28 protein-coding genes, 4 tRNA genes and 2 pseudogenes are annotated in these 25,894 nt (G+C 55.9%); 21 read left to right on the top strand and 13 right to left on the bottom strand.

The genetic code is table 11. The features are described from left to right. Window positions 1–135: 135 nt before the first annotated feature. The 4 genes from NCHU2750_RS30920 to NCHU2750_RS07920 are packed head-to-tail and all read right to left on the bottom strand — an operon-like array spanning window position 136 to window position 2,637. Window positions 136–711, bottom strand: coding sequence for a hypothetical protein (locus NCHU2750_RS30920; RefSeq protein ID WP_245480361.1), 576 nt, complete (start codon window positions 709–711; stop codon window positions 136–138). Between the two features lie 16 nt (window positions 712–727). Continuing rightward, complete coding sequence (locus tag NCHU2750_RS07930) at window positions 728–1,513, bottom strand: hypothetical protein (protein ID WP_162939539.1); 786 nt, start codon at window positions 1,511–1,513, stop codon at window positions 728–730. 27 nt (window positions 1,514–1,540) lie between these two features. After that, on the bottom strand, window positions 1,541–2,059 hold the full coding sequence (locus NCHU2750_RS07925) for a DUF192 domain-containing protein (RefSeq protein WP_245480360.1): 519 nt from the start codon (window positions 2,057–2,059) through the stop codon (window positions 1,541–1,543). Then, complete coding sequence (locus NCHU2750_RS07920; protein ID WP_119939941.1) at window positions 2,059–2,637, bottom strand: cold-shock protein; 579 nt, start codon at window positions 2,635–2,637, stop codon at window positions 2,059–2,061. Before NCHU2750_RS07920 ends, NCHU2750_RS07925 begins: the two co-directional genes overlap by 1 nt. Before the next feature lie 195 nt (window positions 2,638–2,832). On the opposite strand from NCHU2750_RS07920, the gene gloA reads away from it, so the two are divergent. The 3 genes from gloA (at window position 2,833) to NCHU2750_RS07905 (ending at window position 4,267) form a co-directional block, all read left to right on the top strand. Beyond that, entirely contained in the window at window positions 2,833–3,273 is a 441-nt protein-coding gene (gloA, locus tag NCHU2750_RS07915) for a lactoylglutathione lyase (protein ID WP_119939940.1), read from the top strand. Window positions 3,274–3,410: 137 nt separating this feature from the next. Then, window positions 3,411–4,070 (top strand): hypothetical protein, encoded by a 660-nt coding sequence (locus tag NCHU2750_RS07910; RefSeq protein WP_119939939.1) that lies wholly within the window; start codon window positions 3,411–3,413, stop codon window positions 4,068–4,070. Window positions 4,071–4,192: 122 nt separating this feature from the next. Further along, window positions 4,193–4,267: transfer RNA gene (locus NCHU2750_RS07905), tRNA-Glu, on the top strand. A gap of 200 nt (window positions 4,268–4,467) precedes the next feature. Here the strand turns inward: NCHU2750_RS07905 and NCHU2750_RS07900 are convergent. Then, window positions 4,468–4,680 (bottom strand): hypothetical protein, encoded by a 213-nt coding sequence (locus tag NCHU2750_RS07900; protein ID WP_119939938.1) that lies wholly within the window; start codon window positions 4,678–4,680, stop codon window positions 4,468–4,470. A 324-nt stretch (window positions 4,681–5,004) separates the two neighbouring features. Between NCHU2750_RS07900 and NCHU2750_RS07895 the strand changes: the two genes are divergently transcribed. From NCHU2750_RS07895 to NCHU2750_RS07885, 3 genes are all read left to right on the top strand, one after another. Beyond that, window positions 5,005–5,079: transfer RNA gene (locus NCHU2750_RS07895), tRNA-Glu, on the top strand. An 85-nt stretch (window positions 5,080–5,164) separates the two neighbouring features. Further along, window positions 5,165–5,239: transfer RNA gene (locus NCHU2750_RS07890), tRNA-Glu, on the top strand. A 142-nt stretch (window positions 5,240–5,381) separates the two neighbouring features. Continuing rightward, window positions 5,382–5,456: transfer RNA gene (locus tag NCHU2750_RS07885), tRNA-Glu, on the top strand. A 24-nt stretch (window positions 5,457–5,480) separates the two neighbouring features. Here NCHU2750_RS07885 and recJ read toward each other — a convergent pair. The 5 genes from recJ to NCHU2750_RS07860 form a co-directional block, all read right to left on the bottom strand. Further along, the gene (gene recJ / locus NCHU2750_RS07880; RefSeq protein WP_162939538.1) at window positions 5,481–7,313 is read right to left on the bottom strand and encodes a single-stranded-DNA-specific exonuclease RecJ; all 1,833 of its coding nucleotides are present in this window, start codon (window positions 7,311–7,313) and stop codon (window positions 5,481–5,483) included. A gap of 68 nt (window positions 7,314–7,381) precedes the next feature. Further along, entirely contained in the window at window positions 7,382–7,594 is a 213-nt protein-coding gene (locus NCHU2750_RS07875; protein WP_119939937.1) for a hypothetical protein, read from the bottom strand. 137 nt (window positions 7,595–7,731) lie between these two features. Then, window positions 7,732–9,051 (bottom strand): homoserine dehydrogenase, encoded by a 1,320-nt coding sequence (locus NCHU2750_RS07870; RefSeq protein WP_119939936.1) that lies wholly within the window; start codon window positions 9,049–9,051, stop codon window positions 7,732–7,734. Between the two features lie 72 nt (window positions 9,052–9,123). After that, complete coding sequence (locus tag NCHU2750_RS07865) at window positions 9,124–10,344, bottom strand: LL-diaminopimelate aminotransferase (protein ID WP_119939935.1); 1,221 nt, start codon at window positions 10,342–10,344, stop codon at window positions 9,124–9,126. Between the two features lie 153 nt (window positions 10,345–10,497). Next, window positions 10,498–10,875, bottom strand: a complete 378-nt coding sequence (locus NCHU2750_RS07860; protein WP_119939934.1) for a hypothetical protein — start codon at window positions 10,873–10,875, stop codon at window positions 10,498–10,500. A gap of 230 nt (window positions 10,876–11,105) precedes the next feature. On the opposite strand from NCHU2750_RS07860, the gene NCHU2750_RS07855 reads away from it, so the two are divergent. From NCHU2750_RS07855 to NCHU2750_RS30400, 8 genes and pseudogenes are all read left to right on the top strand, one after another. After that, the gene (locus tag NCHU2750_RS07855; protein WP_119943087.1) at window positions 11,106–12,920 is read left to right on the top strand and encodes a PHA/PHB synthase family protein; all 1,815 of its coding nucleotides are present in this window, start codon (window positions 11,106–11,108) and stop codon (window positions 12,918–12,920) included. A 27-nt stretch (window positions 12,921–12,947) separates the two neighbouring features. Continuing rightward, on the top strand, window positions 12,948–13,661 hold the full coding sequence (gene sfsA, locus NCHU2750_RS07850; RefSeq protein WP_119939933.1) for a DNA/RNA nuclease SfsA: 714 nt from the start codon (window positions 12,948–12,950) through the stop codon (window positions 13,659–13,661). A gap of 95 nt (window positions 13,662–13,756) precedes the next feature. After that, a complete protein-coding gene (map, locus tag NCHU2750_RS07845) occupies window positions 13,757–14,596 on the top strand; it encodes a type I methionyl aminopeptidase (protein WP_162939708.1) in 840 nt (279 codons plus the stop codon). A gap of 3 nt (window positions 14,597–14,599) precedes the next feature. Further along, window positions 14,600–15,262: pseudogene (locus NCHU2750_RS07840) on the top strand (JAB domain-containing protein); the annotation flags it as partial. Window positions 15,263–15,573: 311 nt separating this feature from the next. Further along, window positions 15,574–16,935 (top strand): DUF6538 domain-containing protein, encoded by a 1,362-nt coding sequence (locus NCHU2750_RS07835; RefSeq protein ID WP_119939930.1) that lies wholly within the window; start codon window positions 15,574–15,576, stop codon window positions 16,933–16,935. An 89-nt stretch (window positions 16,936–17,024) separates the two neighbouring features. Beyond that, complete coding sequence (locus tag NCHU2750_RS30405; protein WP_162939537.1) at window positions 17,025–17,195, top strand: hypothetical protein; 171 nt, start codon at window positions 17,025–17,027, stop codon at window positions 17,193–17,195. A gap of 97 nt (window positions 17,196–17,292) precedes the next feature. Then, window positions 17,293–17,592: a hypothetical protein gene (locus NCHU2750_RS07830; RefSeq protein WP_119939929.1), complete on the top strand. Its 300-nt coding sequence runs from the start codon at window positions 17,293–17,295 to the stop codon at window positions 17,590–17,592. A 374-nt stretch (window positions 17,593–17,966) separates the two neighbouring features. Next, on the top strand, window positions 17,967–18,116 hold the full coding sequence (locus NCHU2750_RS30400; RefSeq protein ID WP_162939536.1) for a hypothetical protein: 150 nt from the start codon (window positions 17,967–17,969) through the stop codon (window positions 18,114–18,116). Here NCHU2750_RS30400 and NCHU2750_RS07825 read toward each other — a convergent pair. Next, on the bottom strand, window positions 18,094–18,309 hold the full coding sequence (locus NCHU2750_RS07825; protein WP_119939928.1) for a hypothetical protein: 216 nt from the start codon (window positions 18,307–18,309) through the stop codon (window positions 18,094–18,096). The genes NCHU2750_RS30400 and NCHU2750_RS07825 overlap by 23 nt on opposite strands. A gap of 134 nt (window positions 18,310–18,443) precedes the next feature. On the opposite strand from NCHU2750_RS07825, the gene NCHU2750_RS07820 reads away from it, so the two are divergent. The 6 genes and pseudogenes from NCHU2750_RS07820 (at window position 18,444) to NCHU2750_RS07795 (ending at window position 21,192) form a co-directional block, all read left to right on the top strand. Beyond that, complete coding sequence (locus tag NCHU2750_RS07820) at window positions 18,444–18,644, top strand: hypothetical protein (RefSeq protein WP_119939927.1); 201 nt, start codon at window positions 18,444–18,446, stop codon at window positions 18,642–18,644. 477 nt (window positions 18,645–19,121) lie between these two features. Further along, a pseudogene (locus NCHU2750_RS30915) lies at window positions 19,122–19,430 on the top strand (hypothetical protein); the annotation flags it as partial. A gap of 112 nt (window positions 19,431–19,542) precedes the next feature. Beyond that, a complete protein-coding gene (locus NCHU2750_RS30395) occupies window positions 19,543–20,274 on the top strand; it encodes a hypothetical protein (protein ID WP_162939535.1) in 732 nt (243 codons plus the stop codon). A gap of 17 nt (window positions 20,275–20,291) precedes the next feature. Then, the gene (locus NCHU2750_RS07800) at window positions 20,292–20,672 is read left to right on the top strand and encodes a PilN family protein (RefSeq protein ID WP_119939924.1); all 381 of its coding nucleotides are present in this window, start codon (window positions 20,292–20,294) and stop codon (window positions 20,670–20,672) included. Between the two features lie 3 nt (window positions 20,673–20,675). After that, window positions 20,676–20,846, top strand: a complete 171-nt coding sequence (locus NCHU2750_RS30390; protein ID WP_162939534.1) for a hypothetical protein — start codon at window positions 20,676–20,678, stop codon at window positions 20,844–20,846. A gap of 73 nt (window positions 20,847–20,919) precedes the next feature. Continuing rightward, window positions 20,920–21,192: a BON domain-containing protein gene (locus NCHU2750_RS07795; RefSeq protein WP_119940671.1), complete on the top strand. Its 273-nt coding sequence runs from the start codon at window positions 20,920–20,922 to the stop codon at window positions 21,190–21,192. 79 nt (window positions 21,193–21,271) lie between these two features. Here the strand turns inward: NCHU2750_RS07795 and NCHU2750_RS07790 are convergent, their stop codons facing one another. Both NCHU2750_RS07790 and NCHU2750_RS07785 read right to left on the bottom strand, forming a co-directional pair. Then, window positions 21,272–22,054 (bottom strand): hypothetical protein, encoded by a 783-nt coding sequence (locus NCHU2750_RS07790; RefSeq protein WP_119939922.1) that lies wholly within the window; start codon window positions 22,052–22,054, stop codon window positions 21,272–21,274. A 106-nt stretch (window positions 22,055–22,160) separates the two neighbouring features. Then, a complete protein-coding gene (locus NCHU2750_RS07785) occupies window positions 22,161–23,645 on the bottom strand; it encodes a hypothetical protein (RefSeq protein WP_119939921.1) in 1,485 nt (494 codons plus the stop codon). A 1,034-nt stretch (window positions 23,646–24,679) separates the two neighbouring features. On the opposite strand from NCHU2750_RS07785, the gene NCHU2750_RS07780 reads away from it, so the two are divergent. Then, complete coding sequence (locus NCHU2750_RS07780; protein ID WP_162939533.1) at window positions 24,680–25,732, top strand: hypothetical protein; 1,053 nt, start codon at window positions 24,680–24,682, stop codon at window positions 25,730–25,732. Window positions 25,733–25,894: the final 162 nt, after the last annotated feature.

The raw sequence follows: 25,894 nt of genomic DNA, 5'->3' as shown, positions 1-25,894 counted from the left end.
GATGCAGAGCCACCTACGCTATGAATTCACCGACTACGACCAGTTATTGATGGTCGGTGTTCGCCGCAAGGAGGCGCGCGCGACCGAAGGTGACCATGATTATCACCGTTTAGAAACTCAAGATCTGACTTCGGCCTATTTTAAGCCATCAATATTCAGCCCTTTAAAATCCGGTATCTCGACTTTGCGAGTTTGCTCAAAGCCATCACACAAATCCTTCACATACTTATTGATGTTAGCGATATTGGCGTTGGCGAAATCGAAGCTTAATGACAAACTTCTAAAGAATTTCTCCTGCGACTCGTCATCCAACTTTCTTAGGTTGAGACTTCGATATCCGTCGATCATTTTTCTCAGATGATCAAGTTGCTTTCCCTGAACATCATCTAAAAACGATATATCGGGCTTTATGCAATATAAGCTCTTATTTTGCGCGAGGTATCGCAATGCAACTGCGCGGAAAAAGTTTTGTAGTTCCGTGTTACTCCATCCAGTTGGACGATCTTGCACGTAGTAACTGGCTACCGTCTGTGTTGCCCATTCCAACTCCGTACTAGATGCCTTATCGTCTCGCATAAGTTCACTCGCAAACTTAAACTTCTCAAACGAAGCGGCGGAATTTTGAAGTAAATATGTTGAGCCGACAGACAACGCAGCCGTGACCAGCGGTATGACAATCAACGCCACCCAATTAAAATGCGCGTCCTTCATAAACTCCCCAACAGGCTCACGGTTTCATAATCTTGATGTCACCGATGGGGCGTCCTATTCGCTTTATGTCTTCCGCGCGATAAAAGATCACATCCGTTCCAGAATGAATGATTACGCCCTTCGCGGTGGCCCTCAATATTACAGCGTTCGCGTAGTCTCTCTCAGCGGTTGAGATAAAGAACCTAGGTTCCGCCTTCGCAAGATCTAAAACTGCACTTGCTCGTCCGCCTTGATAAATTGCCGTATACCAAATAAATATAGTAATCGCCACGTTGGACCAACGAACAACATCAAATCTAAAAATTTGAATGTAGCAAATCCCGAGAAGGACCATAGCATTCAAATAATACGCAATCACCTTTATTGGCAAAAAATCCCGCTCACTAGGGAAAAATATAGCAAGAGAGAATAGAATTCCGATCCCCCAGTCAGACCACCAAAGTATCTGCAAGAGATTCCGCTCTTTTCCTCTCTTCTCAAAATTCGAATAAACAAAATTAGAAAATAGAAAAATCAAACACAATACAAGAGATATAGTTGGCAAAACCTCCACCACGCCGGCGATTAGGTTGTCATCGAAGTAAATTCCAATAAATTCCGGACCAACAACACTGAAATATCCAGACGCCTCAATGACGTAAAAACTTACAGCGAGACTAAAACAGAGCGCCGCGAAGCCTGTTATCTCTTGAAGTGTGACATTTGGCACGAAGAATACCGCCGTTGAATACACTGCCGCCTTATGCGCCCATCGCTCATGCACTAGAGACAAATCGATCACATTGCCAAAAGCGTCGTTCAATGCGGGTATTGCCAACCCGGCCGCGACTCAGCCGGCGTTTTTCAGCGGCTTGCCGATGACCTTGTCGCCGACCTTGATGCCGAGGGCCTTGGTGCGGCCGGCGTTGAGTTCCAGCACGTAGCTGACCTCGCCATGCGAATCGATGATGTCGCGGGAGAAGGGAACGGCATTTTCCTTGATGTGGGAAATCCGGCCGTCCGCCTGGATGAAGACCATATCAAGCGCAAGGACGGTGTTTTCCATCCACATCGATACTTGCCGCGCGCCGCCGAAATCGAACAGCATGCCGTGGTCAGGGTCCATCTGTTTGCGGAACATCAGCCCGTATTCGCGGTGCTGATCATCAAGCGCCAGTTCGATCGAGAAGGGATAGCTCTTGCCCGCCGCGGTGCGGATGGTCAGTTCGGCTTTCGGAAAGACGACATTGTCGGTCGCCTGCTGGGCGGAGGCCGCCGCTGCGAAGAGAACGAACATCGCCATGAGCGCGCCCTTTACGGCAGCCCGAAGCGACAGGACACGCGTCATCGACGAAACCAAGGTTGACATCAGTGCGACCGGCTTGCGGGGGCGACGTTATCGGGATGGATCTCGGCAGCCATCAGGCCCTTGTCGCCGGGTCCGTAGCGGACGAGCACGACCTGGCCCGGACGCAGTTCGGTCAGGCCGAAACGGCGCAGGGTTTCCATGTGGACGAAAATATCCTCGGTGCCCTCGCCGCGCGTCAGGAAGCCAAAACCCTTGGTGCGGTTGAACCATTTGACCAGCGCCCGTTCCAGCCCGCTCGTCGCGGTGACCTGCACATGGGTGCGCACCGGCGGAAGCAAGGAAGGATGGACCGCCGTCGACTGATCCATGGAGAGGATGCGGAAGGCCTGATAGCCGCGATCGCGCCGCTGGATCATCGCGACGATGCGGGTGCCTTCCAGAATGGTCTGGTATCCATCACGGCGCAGGCAGGTGACGTGCAGAAGCACATCCTGCATGCCGTTGTCCGGGACGATGAAACCGAAACCCTTGGCGACGTCAAACCATTTGACGACGCCGGTGATCTCGATCAGGTCGACCGGTTCGCCTGCAAGCTCTTCGAAGCTGGCAATGTCCTTCGATGACATTCTGTCTGCCATATCAACCGGCCCCTCGGTTACGCGTCGCACATGACGGTTAACTGATTCTTAGAAGATAGATTAACATCGCGCCAACCGTCCAGCGCAAGTCTCGTGTTCTTCTTATTCACTCTCTTTCTATTCGCGGTGGCTTGCTCGAGGCTGGCGCCTGTTCCATATCCCGGGTGGAAACATTGCTTAGAACAGAGGCTTGATATGCGTTACCTCCATACCATGGTCCGGGTGAAAGACCTGGACGCATCGCTGCATTTCTACACGACCCTGCTCGGCCTGCAGGAAATCCGCCGGATTGAAAACGAGAAGGGTCGTTTCACCCTCGTCTTCCTGGCTGCCAGCGAGGATGTCGACAAGGCGAGACAGACACAGGCGCCATGCCTCGAACTCACCTATAACTGGGATACCGAGGACTATACCGGCGGGCGCAATTTCGGCCACCTCGCCTATGAAGTCGACAATATCTATGACTATTGCGCCCATCTTCAAAAGAACGGCATCACCATCAACCGCCCGCCGCGCGAAGGTCGCATGGCCTTCGTCCGCTCGCCAGACGGCATCTCGTTCGAAATCCTGCAGAAGGGTGAAAGCCTGCCGATCGCCGAGCCCTGGGCATCCGCGCCGAATATCGGCAGCTGGTAATTTATCCTGACGGCGGCGCATCCGAGCGCCGCCGGCCTTGCGGTGATCCGTCCCGCCTGGCGCAAGCTTTCCAGGTGATGCTTCAGCCACACGAATCGCGGCTTCAGTCTGCATTACCAGCCGGAAAGGCCAAGGCGTTGACCACCACATCCATCCGCATGTCCCGTTCCACCCTTGCCATGGTCGCCAGACAGGCGGTCGTTGCAGGCGTGTGCATCTCATTGCTTGGCGGCTGCGCGACCTTCAACAAGGTCGCTTTCCTGCACAAGAAGAGCGAGCCGGAGACAGCCGAGGATGCAACGAACCTTCTCGCCGGCTTCCCCACAGCGCCGACGTCCGGCACGGCCACAGGCTATATCGACCCGATGGTGACGACCGCGCATGCCCGCAAGCCCACCCAAACCGGCCTGTTCACATCGCCGGCGCGGCCGGCGGCCAACGGAAAACCGGCTCAGAATGCGCTGACGCAGACCTATTCGTCGTCCACCCCATCGATGGGCCAATCCATGGCTCAAGCCACGCCCCCGTCCATGGCCGGCGTGGTGACGGAGCCGACCGATGTTCGCGCCGGCAATACGAGCATCTTCGCGGCTGCCGGCCCGGGCCCGGCAATGCCTCCCATGCCCGCTCACAGCACGTCGACCACAGCGCTCGATTCTCCCTATCCGGCCCAACCCGCCGCGCCTGCCGCAGCGGTTTCCGCGCCCGGCGTGAATGCTATGGCGCGCAGCGTGTTCAGCACCGGAACGCCGGTCGCCTGCGGCAACGACGCCAATGGCAACATGATAAGGTGCTGACGAGGCTATCGTTTTCTGCGTTTTCCACAGGCGCTGCCGGCCTGTCATCTTTTTGCAAAAAAGATCGCCCGGCCGCTTGCGGGAAATAAATCCCCTCTCTATAAGGGCGCCACGAAGAGTTCGCGCCCTTCGTCTATCGGTTAGGACACCAGATTTTCATTCTGGTAAGAGGGGTTCGACTCCCCTAGGGCGTGCCACTTCCCTCTCCCATTCATCCACGGTTTTGCTGGTTGCCGCCTGAGGGCTCGATCTGCCATTGCCCGTTCCGGCCGCCTTCTGGTATTGGCCGGGAATCACGGCCATCGCAGCCGAGATCATGGGCACAGAGCTTAGGCGGATATGAAATGACCGGCCTTTCAGCCGGTCATCCAGTCGTCAGAAATGGGGCATGCCGCAATCAGGGCTTTCTGCCGGACGGCTTCTTCTGCGTCTTCGAGACGGCAGCCTTATGGGTCGACGGTGCGCAGACCTTCCTGGCGACCTTCCTGCCCTTGACGATCGTGGTCTCCAGCTTGCAGGTGACGTTGCTCTTGGCGGGCTGGGCGGCGGCGGGGCCTGCGAATACGAGAGCGGCACCGATGGCGGCGATGGCAGCAATGTGAAGCTTCATGCCTCTAATCTCCTTAAAAATTCAAGACAGGGGCAGTTACGACTGCAGTACTTAACGGTATCCTAATTGCGTTGGGATTTTGCCGATCGTCAGATTTCGAGAGGCATCGGGTTTACCGCTCTGGCGCGCAAGATTACCGGCCGCGACGGCCGGACATGCCAGACCGAATCAATTTCGCCGCCGCTTCACCCCGTTTCAAGCCCTTGTTCGAAAAGGAAAAATCCATCCCGGCAAAAGTCTGGAATTTTTCCAAACTTAGTCGCGGAAATTGCATTTTTCCGCTTGCGGTCTTCGATTCTCGCCCATATAAGGGCGCCACAGCACGCGCCCTTCGTCTATCGGTTAGGACGTCAGATTTTCATTCTGAAAAGAGGGGTTCGACTCCCCTAGGGCGTGCCACTTCCCCCTCTACTATCATGTCGTTTCGCCGCATGCAGCGCCCTTGCAAGGCGATATGCGATTGCCTATTTCTTCGAGAGAACACGCGCCCTTCGTCTATCGGTGAGGACGACAGATTCTCATTCTGTAAAGAGGGGTTCAACTCCCCTAGGGCGTGCCACTTTAGCTGATCCGACAAGCCATTGTTCCCGTTTGCGGAATTACCCCTCTGCGGAACCATGTTTTTTGCGGTTTCAAGGTGGATTGCCGCATTTTTCGCTTGCGGTCTTCAATCCGTCCCCCTAATAGAGCGCTCACCGCACGCGCCCTTCGTCTATCGGTTAGGACGTCAGATTTTCATTCTGAAAAGAGGGGTTCGACTCCCCTAGGGCGTGCCACTTCCTTCTCTTCCAAACCATCGATCAGGACGCCTTGACGGCATCGAGCAGTCTTATCTGCATACGCCTGCTGCCCTGCCAGTAATCTGCGCTGAGCGTGCCGGCGGCATGGATCCGCATGCCGCGGGAATTCAAAAGCAGATTGCCGAGCGGCGTGTCGATGGCACGAAAGGCGATGCCGTCGAGGCGCGAACCATCCGCCGCTTCGAGCGTGATCTTGATGTGAGCGGTGCCGACCGGCCTGACATCGCGCAGGCGATGGGACGGCAGGGCAAAGATCGGCTGCGGGTGTCCCGAGCCGTAGGGGCCGGCCTTTTCAAGCTGATCGTAGAGTTCGAGCGTGGCACCGGAGGCCGAAAGCGCCCCGTCGATCTTCAGCGAATGACTGGAGACGAGCTGCGGGACGCGGCTTGCAGCGCTTTCCTCGAAAAAGGCGCGTAGCGGGCCGAGCTTTGCCCGCTCCACCGTCAGGCCGGCCGCCATGGCGTGGCCGCCGCCCTTGACGAGCAGGCCTTCGCCGACTGCGGCGCGCACCATCTGGCCCATGTCGAAGCCGTTGATCGAGCGGCCGGAGCCGGTGCCTTTTCCCATGGCGTCGAAGGCGATTGCAAAGGCGGGCCGCTTGAATTTTTCCTTCAGCCGGGCGGCGAGAAGCCCGACAATGCCCGGATGCCAGCCGTCATGGGCGGTGAGGATGACATTGGCGCCCTCCCCGTCGCCATACTCGGCGATCACTTCCGCCTCCGCCTCGGCCAGCATGGCGGCCTCCATCGCCTGGCGTTCGCGATTGAGTTCATCGAGACGCGCGGCGATCTCCTCGGCCTTGACGTCGTCATCCAGTGTCAGCAACCGGCTGCCAAGTGCCGCATCGCTGATGCGGCCACCGGCATTGATGCGCGGGCCGATGAGAAAGCCGAAATGATAGGGCGTCACCGGTCCGGAAAGGCCGGCCTTCTTGAACAGTGCCGCAAGGCCGACATTGGTCATGTGGCGGGCGGCAATCAGCCCCTTGACCACATAGGCGCGGTTCAAACCCTTGAGGGGCACGACATCGCAGACGGTGGCAAGCGCCACGAGATCGATCCAGGACAGAAGATCGAGACTTGCTGCGCGCCGGTCACCTGCCTCGCGCAGCAGGCGGGCGGTGGCGACAAGCACGAGGAAGACGACGCCGGCGGCACAGAGATGCCCCTGCCCCGAAAGATCGTCCTCGCGATTGGGATTGACCAGGGCCACCGCCCTCGGCAGTTCCGTTCCCATCTGGTGGTGATCGATGACCACCACATCACAGCCCTTCTCCGCTGCAGCGCTAAGCGATTCGTGGCTGGTCGAGCCACAATCGACCGTGACGATCAGGTTCGCGCCGCGCTCGATCAACTGCTCCATGGCCGCGACATTCGGGCCGTAGCCTTCGAAAATGCGGTCGGGAATATAGATCTCCGCATCGATGTCGAAATGCTTGAGGAAACGATAGAGCAGTGCCGAGGACGACGCGCCGTCGACGTCGTAATCGCCGAAGATCGCCACGCGTTCGCGCTTGCCGATGGCTTCTGCCAGACGCGCGGCGGCCTTGTGGCAATCGGTCAGCGTCAAAGGGTCCGGCATCAGTGAACGGATGGTCGGATCGAGAAAGGCCGGCGCATCATCGAGCGGCACGCCGCGGCCTGCAAGGACGCGGGCAACGATTTCAGGGATGCCGTGAACCTGCGCCATGGCCAACGCACGGTTCTGCGCCGCCTGGTCGAGGCGCGAAATCCACCGCTGCCCGGAGGCCGAACGTTCCACGCCGAGAAAGGCGCGCTGGATCGGATCGGCGGGTTCGGGCGGCGTCAGGCTTGAAAAGGTCTTTGTCGTCATCGGCTATCCTTAGCCGAGGACGCGCAGAACCGGAAATGCTTTCAAGCGGAAGCCGCCCGCCACCGATTTCAGATCAGAAACCAGATTGCGGCAAACATCGAGACCGATGCGAAGGCAAGAATGGCGACAACGAAGGAACCCACGCTTTCGGGTTCGCCGTCATCATGACCGATGAGGTCATCATTGGAAGAATAGACTAGTTTCAAATAGGGAACATTGCCGCGCCTGCCGCCACGCACTTCCGGGTGACCATAGCTGTTTTCACTCAGTTCAATAGACATCACGCAAACGCCTCCTCCTGCGATGGTGACTTACAGGAGAAAGTGTAGGGCGATTTGTCGTCACAGACCAGTCACCGAATCGTCGCAAAGCAACTTTTCTGCACAACTACTGATATAACGCCTCGCGAGACGTCGCCTCAGAGTGCCTTTGGACGCTCGATGCGGATGACCTGAGGCTCGCCGACGAGATAGGTTTCCTGCTTGATGCCCTCGACCGCCTTGCGAATCGATGCCTCGGTCGTGGCATGGGTGACGAGGATGATCGTCTTTGAGCCATCCGTCTGGGCAGGCTTGGGACGCTGAACGATCGATTCGAGCGAAATGCCGTTCTCGGCCATGCGGGCGGCGACGCTGGCGAAGACGCCGGTCCGGTCTGCGACCGTCAGGCGGATGAAATATCCGCCCTCGTGGCTGCGCATGCGGGCCTTGCGGTAGGGAGCGAGTGCCACGGCCGGGGTGCCGAGGACCGGGACGCGCTGGGCGCCGGGCTGGCTCTTGGCAATATCGGCGATGTCGCCAAGCACGGCGGAAGCGGTGGCATTGCCGCCGGCGCCGGGACCGACCATCAGGAGTTCACCGAGAATATCGGATTCGATCGCGACCGCATTGGTGACGCCGTCGACCTGGGCGATGACGCTGTCATGCGGCACCATGGTCGGATGAACGCGCTGCTCGATGCCGCTTTCGGTGCGCTGGGCAACGCCCAGGAGCTTGATGCGGTAGCCGAGATCGGATGCAGCGTGGATGTCGTCGATCGAGATGTTGGTGATGCCTTCGAGATAGATCTCGTCGGCGGCGATCTCGGTACCGAAGGCGAGCGTCGTCAGGATGGCGAGCTTGTGGGCAGTGTCATTGCCCTCGATGTCGAAGGCCGGGTCGGCTTCGGCATAACCGAGGCGCTGGGCTTCCTTCAGGCAATCGGCAAAGGAAAGGCCTTCCTTCTCCATCTTGGTGAGGATGTAGTTGCAGGTGCCGTTCATGATGCCGTAGACGCGCGACACGGTGTTGCCCGTCAGGCTTTCGCGCAGCGCCTTGATGACCGGAATGCCGCCCGCCACCGCCGCTTCGAAATTCAGAAGCGCGCCCTTTTCTTCGGCAATCGTGGCAAGCTCGACGCCGGAGGCAGCCAGAAGCGCCTTGTTGGCCGTCACCACATGGAGACCGCGCTCCAGCGCAATCCTGACGGAATCGGCGGCGGAGCCCGTCGCGCCGCCCATCAGTTCGACGAAGACATCGATATCGGCTTCGGCGGCAAGTTTTTCCGGGGTTTCGAACCAGGCCATGCCGGACATGTCGAAGCCGCGGTCACGGTTGCGGTCGCGTGCGGTAATCGCGGTAATCTCGATCGGACGGCCGCAGGTAACCGCCAGTTCATTGGCGCGCGACTGAATGATCTTGACCAGCGAGGCACCCACGGTTCCAAGACCCGCAATGCCGACTTTGAGGGCGTCTGCCATTTCGCATTCCCGATGTTTGAAGAGGCGGCCGCGAACGGGCCGCCTGAGGATCGTAAGGATCGAAGCCTGACGTCAGCGACGCGTATTCAACGAAATGACGTTGTGCATCGTGTCATCGGCCGACGAGAAGAACTTCTTGATGTTGCGCGCCGCCTGGCGAATCCGGTGTTCGTTTTCGACGAGCGCAAGGCGCACGTAATCATCGCCCATTTCGCCGAAGCCGATGCCTGGAGCAACCGCAACGTCGGCCTTCTCGACCAGAAGCTTGGAAAATTCGAGCGAGCCGAGATGGCGGAACTTTTCCGGGATTTTTGCCCAAGCGAACATGGTTGCAGCCGGCGGCGGAACTTCGAAACCGGCCTTGCCGAAGGCGTCGACCATGACGTCGCGACGGCGCTTGTAGACGCTGCGAACTTCGGCAATGTCGGAACCGTCGCCGTTCAGGGCGTGGGTCGCGGCGACCTGGATCGGCGTGAAGGCGCCGTAATCCAGATAGGATTTTACCCGCGTCAGTGCCGCGATCAGGCGTTCGTTGCCGACGGCAAAGCCCATGCGCCAGCCGGGCATGGAGAAGGTCTTCGACATCGAGGTGAACTCGACGCAGACATCCATGGCGCCCGGCACTTCGAGGACCGACGGCGGCGGATTGTTATCGTCGAAATAGATCTCGGAGTAAGCGAGGTCCGACAGCACGATGATATCGTGCTTCTTCGCAAAGGCGATGACATCCTTGTAGAAATCGAGGCTCGCGACGAAAGCTGTCGGATTGGACGGATAGTTGAGGATCAGCGCCAGCGGCTTCGGGATCGAATGCTTCACCGCGCGTTCCAGCGGCGGGAAGAAGCTTTCGTCCGGCTCGACCGACATGGAGCGGATCACCCCGCCTGCCATCAGGAAGCCGAAGGCGTGGATCGGATAGGTCGGATTGGGGCAAAGGATCACGTCGCCGGGGGCGGTGATCGCCTGCGCCATGTTGGCAAAGCCTTCCTTCGAGCCGAGGGTGGCGACCACCTGCGTATCGGGATTGAGCTTCACGCCGAAACGGCGGGCATAATAAGCAGCCTGGGCGCGGCGCAAGCCGGGAATGCCCTTGGACGACGAATAGCGATGGGTGCGCGGGTCCTGGACCACTTCGCAGAGCTTGTCGACGATCGCCTTGGGTGTCGGAAGGTCCGGATTGCCCATGCCGAGATCGATGATGTCCGCGCCACCCGCTCGCGCGCTGGCCTTCAAACGGTTGACCTGTTCGAAAACGTAGGGCGGCAGTCGGCGGACTTTATGAAACTCTTCCATCTCTCTTCCCATTGGGGCGCGGTGGGCGCACTAGGCCGGGCATCGTGACGCAGCTGCGCCACGTGCATCCGCCTGCTTTGCGTCCAAACCGGACGAAAGGCAAGTGCTAATTCAACCGGCAGCGACCTGCCTATATCCCTTTCTAAAAGGGCTTCAGGGCTGCTTGGTGATCGTGTTCAGGGCATCATTGCCGTGATCGGCGGCAAGCTTGCGATATTCGGCAACGCGCTTCTGATATTCGGCTTGCGATATGGACCCGGAATTGCGGGCGCGGGCAAGGGCCGCCATCTTCGGCTCGGTCTTATCGTAATCGGCATCCTCGATCTGCTCGTTGGCGGCAACGAGGGTGTGATCGAATGTCGGATAGGTGCCGGTATTCTTCAACACGATCGGGCCCGGCGTCGGTGCGGCATTGGCCTGTGCGATCACCGCCGGAGGCGCCGTGTTGGGCCGGCCGTCATCCAGCGCAAAAGTCTTGCTGTTGCAGGAGGCAAGCAGCGGCAACGCCGCCAGAGGTGCCAAGACGGACAAGCATCTGATCCCGCGCCCTACAATCCCCATAGCCTGCCCCATCTCCATCATTGTCATCAGCGAGCCAATAGCATGCCCGATAGTCGCCGGCGACGGCTGTCCGCCGCGGCTCGTGCTTTGCGGCACTTGTATTCGGTTTCGGGCACGATGTACAAACGAAAACAACGGTCATGCACGGGAGGCTGCGATTGGCCCACAAGTCCGACGATCACGGGCCGGCAGAAGACGACATGCCGGGCTTCGATGCCCGCCTGTTTGCGGCCTATGCGATCAAGGATCCGCAGTCGCTGATGATGAATGCCGCGCGGGCGCTGGAGAATCTCGGCCGCGCGGCATCCGAATGGCTTGGGCCACGTGAGCGCGGCGAGACATCCGACGACCTGTTTGCCGGACCGATCGGCGATTTCATCAAGACCATGTCGCTGCTTGCCGAATACTGGACCGCCGACAACAAGCGGTCGCTTGAAGCGCAGACCCTGCTGATGTCGAGCTATATGGAGATCTGGATGCGCAGCATCGCGCAGGCCGGATCGCCCGACGAAGGAAGCGCCGAGGCTGACAGGGCCGCCAACAGAGACCGCCGTTTTTCCGACGAGGACTGGTACAGGAACCCGTTCTTCTCCTTCCTGCGTCAGGCCTACCAGGTCACTGCGAACTGGGGCGACAGGCTGGTGGCGGAGGCAGAGGGGATCGACGAGATCACCAAATACAAGGCACGCTTCTATGTGAAGCAGATCATCGCCGCGCTGTCTCCGAGCAATTTTGCCGTCACCAATCCGGAAGTCTATCGCGAGACGGTCGAGAGCCACGGCATGAACCTCGTTACCGGCATGCGCATGCTGGCGGAAGACGTGATGGCCGGCGGCGGGCATCTGCGGCTCAGGCAAACGGATGCCAGCCAATTCGGCATCGGCCGCAACCTGGCGCTGACGCCCGGCAAGGTCATCGCCCGCAATGAACTCTGCGAGATCCTGCAATACGAGCCGTCGACCGAGACTGTGCTGAAGCGGCCGCTGCTCATCGTGCCACCATGGATCAACAAGTTCTACATTCTCGACCTGACGCCGGAAAAGAGCTTCATCAAATGGTGTGTCGACCAGGGGCATACGGTCTTCGTGATCTCCTGGGTCAATCCCGAAAGCGCCCATGCGCGGAAGGACTGGCAGGCCTATATCGACGAAGGCATCGATTTCGCGGTCGATACGATCGAGACGGCGACCGGCGAAAGCCAAATCAATGCCGTGGGCTATTGCGTCGGCGGCACGCTTCTGGCCGCAGCGCTCGCTCTGCATGTGCAGACCGGCGACAAGAGGATTTCGGCCGCGAGCTTCCTGACCGCCCAGGTGGATTTCAGCGAGGCGGGCGACCTCAAAATCTTCGTCGACGAGGAGCAGCTCGCCGTCATCGAAAAACAGATGGAGGCCAGCGGCTATCTTGCAGCCTCGCAGATGGCGGCGGCCTTCAATCTCCTGCGTTCCTCCGAGCTGATCTGGCCCTATGTGGTCAACAACTATCTGAGGGGCAAGGAGCCGATGCCCTTCGACCTGCTCTACTGGAATTCCGATTCGACCCGTGTCGCGGCGGCCAATCACGCCTATTACCTGCGCAACTGCTATCTCGACAACGCGCTCTCCGCCGGGCGGATGAAGCTTGGCAAGCGGACGATCAATCTGCACGACGTGACGATCCCGATCTATAATCTCGCGACCCGCGAGGATCACATCGCCCCTGCCCGCTCCGTGTTTACCGGCAATGCCTTTTTCGGCGGACCGGTGGAGTTCGTGCTGTCGGCCTCCGGGCACATTGCCGGTGTCGTCAATCCGCCGGGCCGCAAGAAATACCGCTTCTGGAGCGGTGGTGCGGATTCGGAAACGCTCGACCTTTGGCTTCAGACCGCAATCGAGACGCCGGGCTCCTGGTGGCCGCACTGGCAGGACTGGGTGACAGCCAGGGACGCGGAGCGCGTGCCGGCCCGCATCCCCGGAGCCGGGGCATTGTCTCCACTCGGGGACGCGCCGGGCACTTACGTTCTCGCCCGCGCCTGACGACTGTTGCCGATACGGATTTCATCCATGCATTTCGATCCCCCGCTCATTCCCGCCACTTTGGTGCAGCGCTACAAGCGCTTCCTGTTCGACGCCATCCTCGAAGACGGCACGGAGATCACCGGTTCCTGCCCCAATACCGGCTCAATGCGCGGACTGACGACGCCGGGATCGCGCATCTGGCTTTCCGAGCACGACAATCCTGCGGGCAAAAGCCGGCCGGCGCGCAAGTATCGCCACGTGTTCGAGATGATCGAGGCGGATGGCGAGATGGTCGGGGTTAATACCGGCATGCCAAACAGACTGACCGAAGAGGCGATCCGCGCCGGGCTGGTGCCGAGCCTTGCCGGATATCGGACGATCCTGCGGGAACAGAAATACGGACGCAATTCACGGATAGATTTCCTGCTCAAGGGCGATGGCCTGCCGGATGCGTATGTGGAAGTGAAGAACGTGCATTTCAGCCGCGCGCCGGGCCTGGCCGAATTTCCCGACACTGTGACGAAGCGCGGCGCCAAACATCTCGAGGAACTCGGCGACATGGCGGAGGCCGGTCACCGGGCGGTGATGATCTATCTGATCCAGCGTGGAGATTGCGACAGGTTCTCGATCTGCGGCGATCTCGATCCGTTTTATGCGGCAGCGTTTTCCCGCGCCAAAGAGCGTGGCGTCGAGGCCTATGCGTTGAAGTGCGATGTAACACCGGCCGGCATCAAGCCATCGAAACTCGTGCCTATCTAAAACCTGACGTGAGGAAAGCGGCGGCGAACCGCTCTTCGCCATGGACGAAGGCGGGGCTGCTGTTTTATGAACGGGGGAGTTGAGAGAGAAAGATGATGGTCAATTATATCGAGGCGGTTTCCGCCCCCCCTAAAAATACGGGCGCAATCCGTCTCTACAATACGACCGACGATTTCGCCGGCATGCGGAAGGCGTGTCTTTTGACCGCACGCTGCCTCGACGAGCTGGCGTCGATCATCAAGCCGGGCATCACGACCAGCGCGATCGACCGTTTCGTGTTCGAGTTCGGCATGGATCACGGCGCGCTTCCCGCCACGCTCAACTACCGCGGCTACAAATATTCGGTCTGCACCTCGATCAACCATGTGGTCTGCCACGGCATGCCGGACGACAAGCCGCTGCGCGACGGCGACATCGTCAATATCGACGTGACCTATATTCTCGACGGATGGCACGGGGATTCGAGCCGCATGTATCCGGTCGGGCAGGTCAAGCGGGCTGCCGAGCGGCTGCTGGAAGTGACCTATGAATGCCTGATGCGCGGCATTGCCGTGGTCAAGCCGGGCATGCGCACCGGCGCGATTGGCGAAGCGATCCAGACCTATGCCGAGGCCGAGCGCTGCTCTGTCGTGCGTGACTTCTGCGGCCATGGCGTCGGGCGGCTGTTTCACGATTCCCCCAACATCCTGCATTACGGCCGCGCCGACGAAGGCCCGGAACTGAAGGAAGGGATGATCTTCACCATCGAGCCGATGATCAATCTCGGCAAGCCGCATGTGAAGGTTCTGGCCGACGGCTGGACGGCGGTGACCCGCGACCGGTCGCTGTCGGCGCAATACGAACATGCGATCGGGGTGACCGCCACGGGCTGCGAAGTGTTCACGCTGTCGCCGGGCGGATTCGATCGTCCGGGCCTGCCACCGCTTCAGGGCTGAGACATGAGCAAGCGTTCCCCATCCTCGCAGGTACCGAATGAAGCTGCCGGGGATGCGGAACGCGACGACGTGCAAGGCGGCGACCTGTTTGCCGACGAACGCGGCCATTTTGCCGAGCAGGCGACCAAGCGCCCTCCCTTGAAGGCCGGCCTTGCACCACCATCGGCGGACGAGCATTATCACGGTCATCGCGAGCGGCTTCGCGACAAGTACCGCGACCATGGCGATACGTCGCTTGCCGATTACGAAATCCTCGAACTCATCCTGTTCCGCTCCATTCCGCGACGCGACACCAAACCGCTCGCCAAGGCGCTCATCGCCCGCTTCGGCACGCTGGCCGGCGTGTTCGGCGCGCCTTTGTCCCTGCTGCAGGAGGTGAAGGGGATCGGCGAGAGCGTGGCGCTCGACCTGAAACTCGTCGCTACCGTCGGGCAGCGCAGCCTGAAGAGCGAGCTGCGCGAAAAGCAGGTTCTATCCTCGTGGTCGTCGGTGATCGACTATTGCCATGCGGTGATGGCCTATGAGGCACGCGAGCAGTTCCGCATCCTGTTTCTCGACAAGCGCAATGCGCTGATTGCCGATGAGGTGCAGGGACAGGGTACCGTGGACCACACGCCGGTCATACGCCGGTTGGATCGGAGGTCTAAAAAGACAGGGTCCAGAGCATGCAAATTGTCTCGAAAAGGCTGGTGTACAAGGGTTTTGTCAGCATAGCCACCCGACTAAGGCAGGCATTCGCCCTCACCGCCACCCGGTTTTCGCTAATAAGCAAAGCCATTTCCCCAAAGACTAAATCAAGTATATACGACAGAAACAAAATTCGAAATCATTTGAAGTTGAATTTTATTCTTTCGTTTTCACACTATTTGTTGACACGAAAGCGTCGTCAGCATATCAATCCGCTCATATCCTAAAATTTTACTTTTTGAGCCGGGGCGCAAGCACCCGCCGATAAACTATTATGGGCTGATATGAACATGAACATCGCAGTGAAGGCGAAGCCGCCGAAGTACATATTCCTTCGGGCAAACACATACTATTACATCCGGAACATCGCCCCTCAACACAGACATCTGTTTGAGGGCAAAAAGCAGATTTGGCAGACCCTTAAGACTGACGAGTACGCTGAAGCTGTTCGCCGTGCTGACGCGGTCACGCGAGAACATGACGCTGTTATGCGTGGCGAAGTCCCCGCCCCTGTCAAATTCACGTTCGCTGACGAGATCGCCCAAGCTGACCGCTTGAACATCACCCACAAATCATCAAGCGACATCCGGCTTGCCTCCATCGAACAGAGCCTTCAGTTGCTCATGGAAAGGATGTCACTGATCGGTGTCATGGCTAATCCGTCCGCAATTGATGTTGCCGCGTTAGCAGGCGTGTCGCAGGAACCGGCAATGACGATCGAAGTTGCCTTCCAAAAGTATCTTGAAATTACGCCGGAATTCTCGCTGAACCTAAACGAATGGGACGCTCAGCAGAAGGTCAATAAGTATCAGCGATCGGTGAATGATTTCATCGCCCGCGTTGGCGATATCGACATCCTGACCTTCGATGATGGGATGGCTGACGATTACGTCCTTTCGATTAAGAAAGATGTCGTTGCCAAGAAATTCAAGTCCGAACACGGAAACCGCCTTATCTCGCATGTCCGCGTGATTCTCCGAGAAATCCTTCGTCACGAGTATCGTCGCAAGTTCACCGCTCTCGATGGCAAACGCGTAAAGATCGATGATGCTGGCAAACGCCCTTCCTTCACCGAAGCCGATGTCAAAGCAATGACGAAGGCGCTTCCAACGTCGGGCATGAGCGATGAAGCTCAAGCGATCATCCAATTGGCACTGATCACCGGGTGCGGCGTGAAGGAACTATGCTGGCTGACCGCTGACGACATCAAGGCTGAAGCGAAGACACCTCACATCTGCATCGGTGAAAACGAACTGCGAACCCGTGTCAAATGTGGCGGTGACCGTCATCGCGATTTGCCGATCGCCACACCTGAAGGCATCGCCATCTTGAAGAAGTACCCGACCGGCTTCCCGAGTTTTCAGGACGAAAAAGGTCCATCCCGCATCAACAGAGAATTCAGCCCGTTCTTCACAACGGTCACACCGGGCAAGTCGTTTTTAAGCGCGCGTCACCGGCTAGACGACTTGCTGAAAATCAGCGGCGTTGATCTCGGCGTCAAGGCGTCGATCAGCGGGCACAGCCTTGGCGGTCATCTCCATTATTACGGCAAGTCCGGAAACGCATACACCCTCAAACAGAAGAAGGAGGCTATCGAAAAGGCTCTAGCAGCCGCGCCTATCAAGGAAGAGCAAGAGAACGAAAAGAACTAACCCTCAACCCCGAAACCATGACCAACGTGAGGCTCTAGCAGCCACCTTTATATGATGAAGCGTCATCGTTTCCTTTGAAAGGAAATGACATGTCTTCGAACATCGAAACCCTCGTCTACGACCTGAAAGCCCGTGACGATTTTTTCGCGAACTACGACAAACTGATCAAGTGGTGCAAGGACTTCGGCTTCCTGAAAGCAGCCATGGACCACGCCCAAAACAAGAAGCGGCTGATGGAACACGTCAGCATGCTCGATTAACGGGAGAATGCAGCATGACCATCGATTTGACCTTGTGGACGCTGGCGGGGCTTGCTCTCGCGTCGTTCATCACCGGCTATAATATGGGGCGGATTACATGACCATCTCGCTCGAGATAACCACGATTCTCTTCGGTATGCTCTTCCTCATCGGATCAGGATTTCGGTTCGGGCGGCAGAAGCGATTGCGGGAAATCGCCGATTTTGCGCTCATCCCTACTGATGAGGAAATTGCCGAACGCCTTGCCAGCCAGAAACGGAGTGAAGCCGCACGTATCGAGAAGACCAAGCGGGATCGCCACACCGAAATGGTCGCGGAATTTGTGGCGGAACAGGCGCCAAAGGTAGCTGCTGCCAAGGCACGACGGGCGGCACTGGCGGAGCAGACGGCTAAATAAGACGTATGTTTCTCCTGACATACAGAAGGGTTCGGCGGCTTCGGCTTCCGGACCCTTTGCGTTTTGGAACATCCGCCCTCCCCGCTGGTTAGATCGGCGCCGTCCGTATCCTATCCTTTTGGGCGGTTCATCCTCGCCCCTGCCGTGATCCCCTCCCCACGGCAGGGGTTTTCGTTAGGCTGGCTGGAACATTTCAGCCGATACGAGGTTAGGCTGATATCGCCTTCCCGTTGCGAACAATGGGCGATGTTAGGGCTTTCTGATCCCAAAGCCAGAAAGTCTTCAAAGACCCCGTTGCGTCTTACCCACGCAGCGGGGTTTTCTCATACGGAACAAATATGAGTAGCGGTCGGTTTTCCTGTAAAGGAGCCACCATGCCTTATCTCGCGAGCCGCCAGACAGAGACGCCGCCTCTTCCGCCGAAGCCCAAAAATCGGCTGTTCATCACGCTCGTCTCGCTGATGATCGCTTTTGCGATCCTGTTCTACATCGGCAGCACTATCATTGGCTGGTTTGTGACGTGATCAGTCTCACTCGGTTGCCGTCCATCAATTCAATTCGCTTCATCGACTGAAGATAGAACAGCGCGTTCACGATCTCACCTTCACTATATCCTGCCCCAACCAGCGTTGGACCAATCTCGTACAGGTTTATCGGCTTATCAGCCGTCACATCGCGTTCTCGCAATTGCTGCATAATCGCGTCTGTCGCGTCCATCTGAGCCTCACATTCAAGATTTCGTTCTTGTTGTGTTCTCATTTTAGCGGTAAGTCAATCACGTCATTATGAGATTTCGCATCTTTCCGCATCGGGCAAACGCGGTAGGATAACGGCAAAAATGGGGCTAGATCATGTATTTGAAGAGTTACGAGGCCCTTGAGCCGAAAGACCTGATGCACCTTCGTACGGTGCTCGCCGAAGTTTGCAGCGAGATGAAAATCAGCATCGATGACGCGCAGGTTCAAACGATAGGGCACGATCTCGTCGGACTGTGGCTGTCCGGCTTTCGGTCGTCAGAAGAGCTGAAGGTTATGCTGAAACCGCTGGCTTAATGGCGGATTCGGGATTTTCGCCGCATATTCATCAGCAATTCTTGGCGAGTGGCGAAGGTACCAAGCAGCCTGATAAGCCTCAGTTGCTCATCGCTGGTCAGCTTGTGCTGAAGAGCAAAGTCGCTGACCCGGACGACTTCATGAAGAATTTTCGAGTCAATTTCATGCGTTTTAATATGCGATGACAACGCTGAATTCCCCCAACTGGCGCCCTCAAACGCTCTGGATCAGCATCAGTTCCATCTAGTGCGAGATTTAGCCCTATCCCTCATTTTCTGGACGTGGTTTTCTCCCCGGTATCAGCATGAGGAACCATTGAACCCGGTCAGGACAAGCCGGGTTCTTTTTTTGTCCCGCTAAATCGAATTGTCTGTTTCCGCACAACATCACCCGAACATTCATCGGATATACAGGGAACATTAGCTGAACCTGCATTAGTGCCGCCGCGATAAATATCCCTTTTAGGGGTATGCCGCCATTTGGTTCTATAATAATCAGCCGTTCATCAGCGCCGACATCGGCTCATATGTCGGGTTCGTCTACATTCTCACCGATAGGGACAACGGGCGCCGTTATATTGGGCGCAAAACCTTCTGGTTCACGACCACTCTCCCCCCGCTGAAAGGATCGACCAAGAAGCGGAAAAAGGTCCAGGAATCTGATTGGGCTGACTATTACGGATCGAACAAGACCATTCAGCGGCTTGTCGCCGAACATGGGCGGGACCGCTTTAGCCGGGAAATCCTGCACCTTTGTCGAACATCATCAGAAATGAGCTATCTCGAAGCCAAGCTTCAGTTCGAACATGATGTCCTCTTGGACGACTCTTTCTACAACGATTACATTCAATGCCGCATCGCATCGAAACATGTCAGTAAGCTGAAGATAGGGGCTGATCGTGAGGGAATGGGCAAAGCAAGTCAATTGGCTATGGGCAGCGGGCGGCTTCACGATAGTTTACCTTGTCGGCTCCGTCCTCATTATCGGTCCTATCCGGATCACAACCCACATTACGACCGGCGCCCTGAACGAGATCGGTGACTTTCTTTCGGGCATTTTCTCTCCCCTCGCCTTTATCTGGCTTGTCGCTGCCGTTTTAACCCAACGTCAGGAGTTAGACGAAACACGCGACCAATTCGCGAAGGGGCAAGATGTCATCGATGGGCAGATGCAGAACATCACCAAACAAAACGCTTTATTGGTGATGCAGCATAATCAGGCTCAAGAATCGGCAAAGCAGACGTATCGGCTTAACCTGTTCGATAAACGGTTTGAAATCTACAATGAGCTTCTAGCCGTCAAGCGCTCGATGGAATCTAAACCAATGCTTGGAAGTGAATGGCAAGACCTTGAGCGTATCGCGAAGAAAAGTTCTTTCGTCTTTTCATCCGATATTTCGAGCTACTTGGAGTACGTAGCAGAGGCAGCATTCGAACTGATCATCTTTGTCGAGCAAAACCAGAGTGCTTGGCACATCGATGCGATTGAGGGCGGGGAATACCCGACTGACGACGCTAGCATCAGCGCCAGACGCAGCTACTTACGGGAAAAATTGGGGGTAGAAGAGAAAATCAGCATGAATTCGCTAAACGAATTAATGTGGTCCTCTCTCAGAGTTACTGACGCGTAAGAAGCACTACATAGGGCATGCTTCAACAGTTCACGCTCTACATCATCCTTGGTCTAATCGCGGTAATCGTCATTCTCGGCGGGTGCTGGTGGTATCAATCCAGCCGGGATGCAGCCACGATCGACACGCTGAAAGCCAATAACGCTCGACTCGAAGACGCGGTCAGCACCAACGAAAAGACGATCGCCCAAATGGTTGCCGATGCTCAGACACTAGCAGCCGCCAACGCCAAGCTGACACACAGCATCATGGCTACCGAGATGGAACAAGCCGCAAGCTGGAATGCGATCGACGCACTTGATCTGACGACCGACAGCGATGCTAGCGGGATTGAGACGAAGGCGAATGATGCCTTTGCGGCGTCGATCGATGCGATCCGGGCGATTACGGTGCGGTGACCCATGGATGATCAAATTAGAACACCCGCCCAAATCATCGGAAAGCCCGACACATCGGCACTGAAGCTCGATAGGCAAACGGAACAGCGGCTTATCCGCGAATGGCGATCCCCGTTCCCCGAATTGCCGGTGCGTTTTGAAGACAGCGCGCTCCGGATGACCACCGCCAAATAATTTCACCGCCACCGGAACATAACCGCTTCCTGAACGGTTTGTTCATGTAGCATTCATGTTCAAGGACAAGACGATGTTTCTCAGCACTCTTCAGCCTTCCGCTACTTTCGAATTCGCTCGCGATCACGGTATCTCGATGGAGAAAACTGCCATCGAGACGGAACTGAGCTATCTGCATAACTTCGACGGAAAAGACCTGTCCGTTGATGTGACCGGCGATTACATCGTGCTCGAAGGCGCTGTTCGGACGACTGGCGATCAGGCACGCGCTCTTCGTGTGGCTCGCGAGATCGTCGGCTTTGACCGCGTTCTGTCTCGCATTATCGTTTGCGCGCCGTCCGTCTAAGCCGCGCTGCACCCGAATACGCGAAAGCCCGCTTGATGATCTCAGCGGGCTTTTTTCGTTTCAGGCTATGGTTCGATGATCAGGCGGCTTTCACCCGATCGATGTTGCTCTTATCTAGGACGATGACCGTCATCACATAATCATATGCAATCCGACGATAAGGACTACCTTGCTCGATAAGAACGAGCTTCGTCGGATCGGCAATCGCTTTGAGCATTGGAGCGTAATTGCGTCCTTTACTGACGGCTTCCTCTAGCGCTTCCTCCGTCATGCCATTCGGCTCAGCAACGAAATAGTTGCTGTTGGGAAGCGGGGTTCGCTTGAAATAGTGGTGAATGCAAAGGTTCCTGACACCAGCCTCAAGCTTGGCATATTGTATCCACTGCGAGTTTTTCCCGCTGATCATAAAATGCTCTTCAGTGAAGAACTCTTTGTGATCAAAACGCTGGTAGGAGGGCGCCTTAAAGTCCGGAAAAATGGTGTCCAAGATGACCATGACCGCAGGGTCAGGCGTCTCCATACAATCGGTGAGGAAATTCATCACTGATTGATCCTTGGCAAAATTACTTGCGTTAGCACGAGCGAATGTCTCGGCTTCAACAATCGATGCGAAGGGGCCATGCTCCGACGAACCGATGGCAACGAAAAAGCCACGCAGGGTCTTCGGGCGATAGATGTCATAATCTGCCCGGATTACCGCCTCGGCTCTATGCACCGGAATGTCATTGACGAAATGAGACCCTACGAGTTGGAAGTGATCCAAGATACTGGTCGCGGGGACTTTAACAGCGTGGGTCGGCTTGGCAGTTTCATCAGCCTTAACAGAGGCGGTGAAAATGTCGGAAATAGCGGTGTGGTTCATATGGAAATATTCTCCTGAGATAATATGATTTGTATGGAATTGGGCGGCAAACAGGCGGCTTATGCGCCTGTTCTCGTGCCGTGATGGTATTTAGTGGTTGTGGTTGTTACAGGCTGGCTTGAGCCTTCTTCTCGGCTCGGCGCTGCTTTTGGCGTTCGCTTTTGGAAGCGCGCTTCTCATCGTCGCTCTTTTTGTCAGAGCGCTGTTTCCGTGGTGCCCGCGTATATTCAGTGAGAGCCGGCACTTCCAACAGCACCGATGGCTTCGAAACGCCGAAGATGCTGCCGACGTACTCCATCTGTCCGCGATCCAAGCCTACGAAGGAAAGGCGCGTCTGATCCTCTGGATGATCTTCTGAATATTTCTTGCCGTCCCGCACCGCCGTTCGGGTCAAAAATTGATACAGCAATTCGATCGCTTGCGAGACAAACAGTTCGGAAGCCGTCATCCCCGCAACCGCCAACCAAATGGCGCTGTCCATATTCGATTGGAGTAGAGGGGCGAGATGGACAGCCAAGTACCTGTCTTGGTAGGCGTTTAAGCCGACCGGGTTCGGTGAGATAGCTTCGCCCGTTTTAAGACGCCATGATCCTTCACCCTTGGCGCTCATGGTGACGATGTGCGGCTGTTTGGGGAATTGCTGTTCGATTACGTCAGCGACAGACAAGACAAAGTTATCATAGCCAATCCGCTTACTGAGATGCGTCCACGAAAGCATTTCTTCCGACAAATGGTAAAGGTCGATCAGAGGCGCTTTATGGGAGAAATCCTCATATCGAACACCCTCAATCGAAGGATGAACGACCCAATCAACCTTGTCAGCCCAATAGCGATAGAGCTTTGAATAGGCGAAATTCGCCCCCATGAAGGTCACTGACTTATAGTGCGAAAGGATGGATGGCTGAACGAATGAGTAGATGACCATCTTTTTCTTGGAATCGTCGCTATCGGACGAAATCCCCTCATCGTCTTCCAAACCAGAAATGAATCCGACGTAATTCTTGGCAGCGACAAAGCTTCGATGATGCGGGCTATGAACGCGCTTACAAAGCTCGATTACATGGGAAGGAACTGACGATTCTCGCTTCTTCCCAAACTCGGCAATTTCGGTTGTATCTTCGGTGTCGATAACCTCAAGCCAGCCTTCATATTCACAGGGCTTTGCCTTGATCAATTTACTGATGAATTCGCGGGTTGCGGAGATGTCTTCAGTGAGAGTGACCTTCGTCACCGGTGACGGAAATTCGTCCACGATAAGGTTTTGGTGGGCTGCTTCTTTGATATTCTGAAACGCCACACCTTGGTTGATCAACGCCACGCTGGTGCGCTTATCAGAACAGTGATTTTTGTATTTCTTGGTGCAATTGTCCGACGACTTCTTCTGTTGGATGACGGTGGCACTGATGCCAATTTCAGCAAGGTCTTTGGCTTGCTGATCGCTCAGTTCATTCGTCTGAGTCGCAATAGTGAAGAAGTCGTTTTGCCCTGCAATGAACTGGTGTGCCGAATACGTCTTGCCACTACCGGCATGGGCATCAGCGAAATAGAACGTGGGCTTGGCGTGGGGGATTGTAATTGATTGATTTTGCATTTCCTTTCCTGATTTGAGTTGTTGACACGAAGAAGGGTCCGGTGCCTCTTGGACATTCACCGAACCCTTGACCTTCTTCAAAAATCAAAACAGGAAAGATGGAACGAACCAGTGACAATGACCTTCGGAACGAAGACCACTGTCCAAGAGGTTTCAATTCCAAATCTATTTAGCGTCCCGATCGCTTATCGATCGGACAAATAGCTGGAATATCTTTGCTTTGTTTGCCCCGAACGGAAATCGATTTCTATGCAATCCGATGGCTATTGAGTGACGACAAGCGCAACCTCAATACGGCTATTTGACGCTACTTTATCTTCTTTGAATCTAAGATTTTATCCATGCGTCATCTCATGGATATTTGATGGATCGTTGAAGGAATCTCATCTCATAAAAACATGGGTAAGCGAGCGTAGCGAGCATGCGCGAAGCGCATCATAAGGTTCAATGAGATTCCATAAGATTCAGGAAGGACCAGTTCGAACAAAATGATCTAATGAGGTTCTGTGACCATCATGGATATCCAAGAAGTCCAACCAGTACCGATGGAGACCAATAGGGTTCAACCAACATCCACCAGTTCTTTTTGAACCCCATCAATCCTCATGACGTCGCTACGCGACGATGTCCCGCTACGCGGTCCATCCCGGCTGGATTTGATCATTTGGTAAGTGGAAGGATCAAACCAATACCAACCAATACCCAATAGCGTAACTGCTAGAATCCTGTCGTTACCTGATGGCACCTGCCAAACCCTACCAATCGCCATTGGGTTCAACTGTTACCTACTGCGATCTTCTGCCAACCACTGTTCGATCTCTGGAAAAGCCGTGGCGTCCCGACCAACATTGAACAGGGTAATCCCGTTACTGAACCGTGCAATTGTAGGGGTCTGAAGTGGTGCCCGTCTTCACAGCCGCGTTTTCGCTAGGTCGATTCCAGGGATTTTCCGTTGGACGTGCCGAATAGTGTGATGGCATATACTAAGCAATATGAAAACGTTCAACTTGGGGAAATGGGGGACACTTCCCAGAATGATGACACGTCTGAAACTAGAAAAAATAAACTACCTGCCCATCCAAATTCTATCGGTAATCGCATTCAGCGTATTGTTCGGAGCTGCTCCATGCGCAATCGCTGGCAGTATGGCAACTACCGGAAAAACCTCTACGGATGGGACCAAACAAATTTTCAATGGAGAGCCTAATGGAATGGGAGGTTTGTCCGGAGGAGATTCGACGGAAAAGGCCACTTCTGGTTGGGGGTTTTCCAACCCGCCCGTGGGTAAATTTCTTGGAAATGCGCCAGCACCGGGACCATACTCAGGAAGTCACAGTTCAATCGGAACAACCTTCAACGTGATATCGACCATTGACGGAGTCGCAGGACCAGAGAATGGTAGCGCCCCGCCCGATCCGGTTTGCAATACCGACGATACGACCCGTAACGATATCTGCGCGCAATGGCGAGCAGCAGACGCGGCTGCGAACGCAGTCAACATCGGATGGTATCAATTCTACCTCAGCTTATTTGGTACGCTGATATCCATTTTTACTCTATTAGCTGCAATAGGTGCAGCGATTTTTGCGAAAAATGCAGCCGCCAGTGCTAGCGCCGCGAACGATATCGCGAAGAATACCGAACGACCTTGGATTTTTGTCGAAGCCAGCCTTCTTCCGTCCGTGCTGAAAGTGACCAGCGACAAAAGGGCAATCGTAGTTGGAACGAGAGTCCACCTGATAAACAAAGGCGCGTCACCGGCATTCGATATTCATCTAAGATGGGACGCAATACAGTCCAACCATTTTGATTTCGACAAAGAGTATAAAAGGCTACTGGACAAACCCGATGTCCAAAATCCTAGGCACGTCGCCCCCTTAATCGATGATGTTTGGCTCGATAACGAGAGTCATTCCATAGAGTTCGATCCTCGTCACGATCCCGGATCGGCAATCATCTCCTTAATGGTCTCGTACAAATCACCGACAAGCGATAGACCATTGCATACCTGCGTGTTCTTTACCCTCAATGAGAAGGATTATGTTCCAACATTGGAGGGCAACCCTTACCACACAAAGATGGTTTAACCTCGACTTCCCTCATTGACCACGTTTCGTGCGCCCGCCGCTGAGCCGCCGCCAGAACTCCGATCGATTGCGCACAATGTAATACTATAACATTGGAACAGATTCTCCACTAAATACGTGCCATTCGCACATATTATCAATCACTACGACCGACGACGTTTG

This window comes from Neorhizobium sp. NCHU2750 (genome assembly GCF_003597675.1).
Lineage (GTDB): Bacteria > Pseudomonadota > Alphaproteobacteria > Rhizobiales > Rhizobiaceae > Neorhizobium.
This window is presented reverse-complemented; position numbering and strand designations above follow the sequence as displayed.

Excerpts from the sequence above, each read along its gene's own strand:
- NCHU2750_RS30920 (WP_245480361.1), bottom strand. The coding sequence starts at position 711 with ATGAAGGACGCGCATTTTAATTGGGTGGCGTTGATTGTCATACCGCTG.
- NCHU2750_RS07925 (WP_245480360.1), bottom strand. The coding sequence starts at position 2,059 with ATGTCAACCTTGGTTTCGTCGATGACGCGTGTCCTGTCGCTTCGGGCT.
- NCHU2750_RS07920 (WP_119939941.1), bottom strand. The coding sequence starts at position 2,637 with ATGGCAGACAGAATGTCATCGAAGGACATTGCCAGCTTCGAAGAGCTT.
- gloA (WP_119939940.1), top strand. The coding sequence starts at position 2,833 with ATGCGTTACCTCCATACCATGGTCCGGGTGAAAGACCTGGACGCATCG.
- NCHU2750_RS07900 (WP_119939938.1), bottom strand. The coding sequence starts at position 4,680 with ATGAAGCTTCACATTGCTGCCATCGCCGCCATCGGTGCCGCTCTCGTA.
- recJ (WP_162939538.1), bottom strand. The coding sequence starts at position 7,313 with ATGACGACAAAGACCTTTTCAAGCCTGACGCCGCCCGAACCCGCCGAT.
- NCHU2750_RS07875 (WP_119939937.1), bottom strand. The coding sequence starts at position 7,594 with ATGTCTATTGAACTGAGTGAAAACAGCTATGGTCACCCGGAAGTGCGT.
- NCHU2750_RS07870 (WP_119939936.1), bottom strand. The coding sequence starts at position 9,051 with ATGGCAGACGCCCTCAAAGTCGGCATTGCGGGTCTTGGAACCGTGGGT.
- NCHU2750_RS07865 (WP_119939935.1), bottom strand. The coding sequence starts at position 10,344 with ATGGAAGAGTTTCATAAAGTCCGCCGACTGCCGCCCTACGTTTTCGAA.
- NCHU2750_RS07855 (WP_119943087.1), top strand. The coding sequence starts at position 11,106 with ATGCCGGGCTTCGATGCCCGCCTGTTTGCGGCCTATGCGATCAAGGAT.
- sfsA (WP_119939933.1), top strand. The coding sequence starts at position 12,948 with ATGCATTTCGATCCCCCGCTCATTCCCGCCACTTTGGTGCAGCGCTAC.
- map (WP_162939708.1), top strand. The coding sequence starts at position 13,757 with ATGGTCAATTATATCGAGGCGGTTTCCGCCCCCCCTAAAAATACGGGC.
- NCHU2750_RS07835 (WP_119939930.1), top strand. The coding sequence starts at position 15,574 with ATGAACATCGCAGTGAAGGCGAAGCCGCCGAAGTACATATTCCTTCGG.
- NCHU2750_RS30405 (WP_162939537.1), top strand. The coding sequence starts at position 17,025 with ATGTCTTCGAACATCGAAACCCTCGTCTACGACCTGAAAGCCCGTGAC.
- NCHU2750_RS07830 (WP_119939929.1), top strand. The coding sequence starts at position 17,293 with ATGACCATCTCGCTCGAGATAACCACGATTCTCTTCGGTATGCTCTTC.
- NCHU2750_RS30400 (WP_162939536.1), top strand. The coding sequence starts at position 17,967 with ATGCCTTATCTCGCGAGCCGCCAGACAGAGACGCCGCCTCTTCCGCCG.
- NCHU2750_RS07825 (WP_119939928.1), bottom strand. The coding sequence starts at position 18,309 with ATGGACGCGACAGACGCGATTATGCAGCAATTGCGAGAACGCGATGTG.
- NCHU2750_RS07820 (WP_119939927.1), top strand. The coding sequence starts at position 18,444 with ATGTATTTGAAGAGTTACGAGGCCCTTGAGCCGAAAGACCTGATGCAC.
- NCHU2750_RS07800 (WP_119939924.1), top strand. The coding sequence starts at position 20,292 with ATGCTTCAACAGTTCACGCTCTACATCATCCTTGGTCTAATCGCGGTA.
- NCHU2750_RS30390 (WP_162939534.1), top strand. The coding sequence starts at position 20,676 with ATGGATGATCAAATTAGAACACCCGCCCAAATCATCGGAAAGCCCGAC.
- NCHU2750_RS07795 (WP_119940671.1), top strand. The coding sequence starts at position 20,920 with ATGTTTCTCAGCACTCTTCAGCCTTCCGCTACTTTCGAATTCGCTCGC.
- NCHU2750_RS07790 (WP_119939922.1), bottom strand. The coding sequence starts at position 22,054 with ATGAACCACACCGCTATTTCCGACATTTTCACCGCCTCTGTTAAGGCT.
- NCHU2750_RS07785 (WP_119939921.1), bottom strand. The coding sequence starts at position 23,645 with ATGCAAAATCAATCAATTACAATCCCCCACGCCAAGCCCACGTTCTAT.
- NCHU2750_RS07780 (WP_162939533.1), top strand. The coding sequence starts at position 24,680 with ATGATGACACGTCTGAAACTAGAAAAAATAAACTACCTGCCCATCCAA.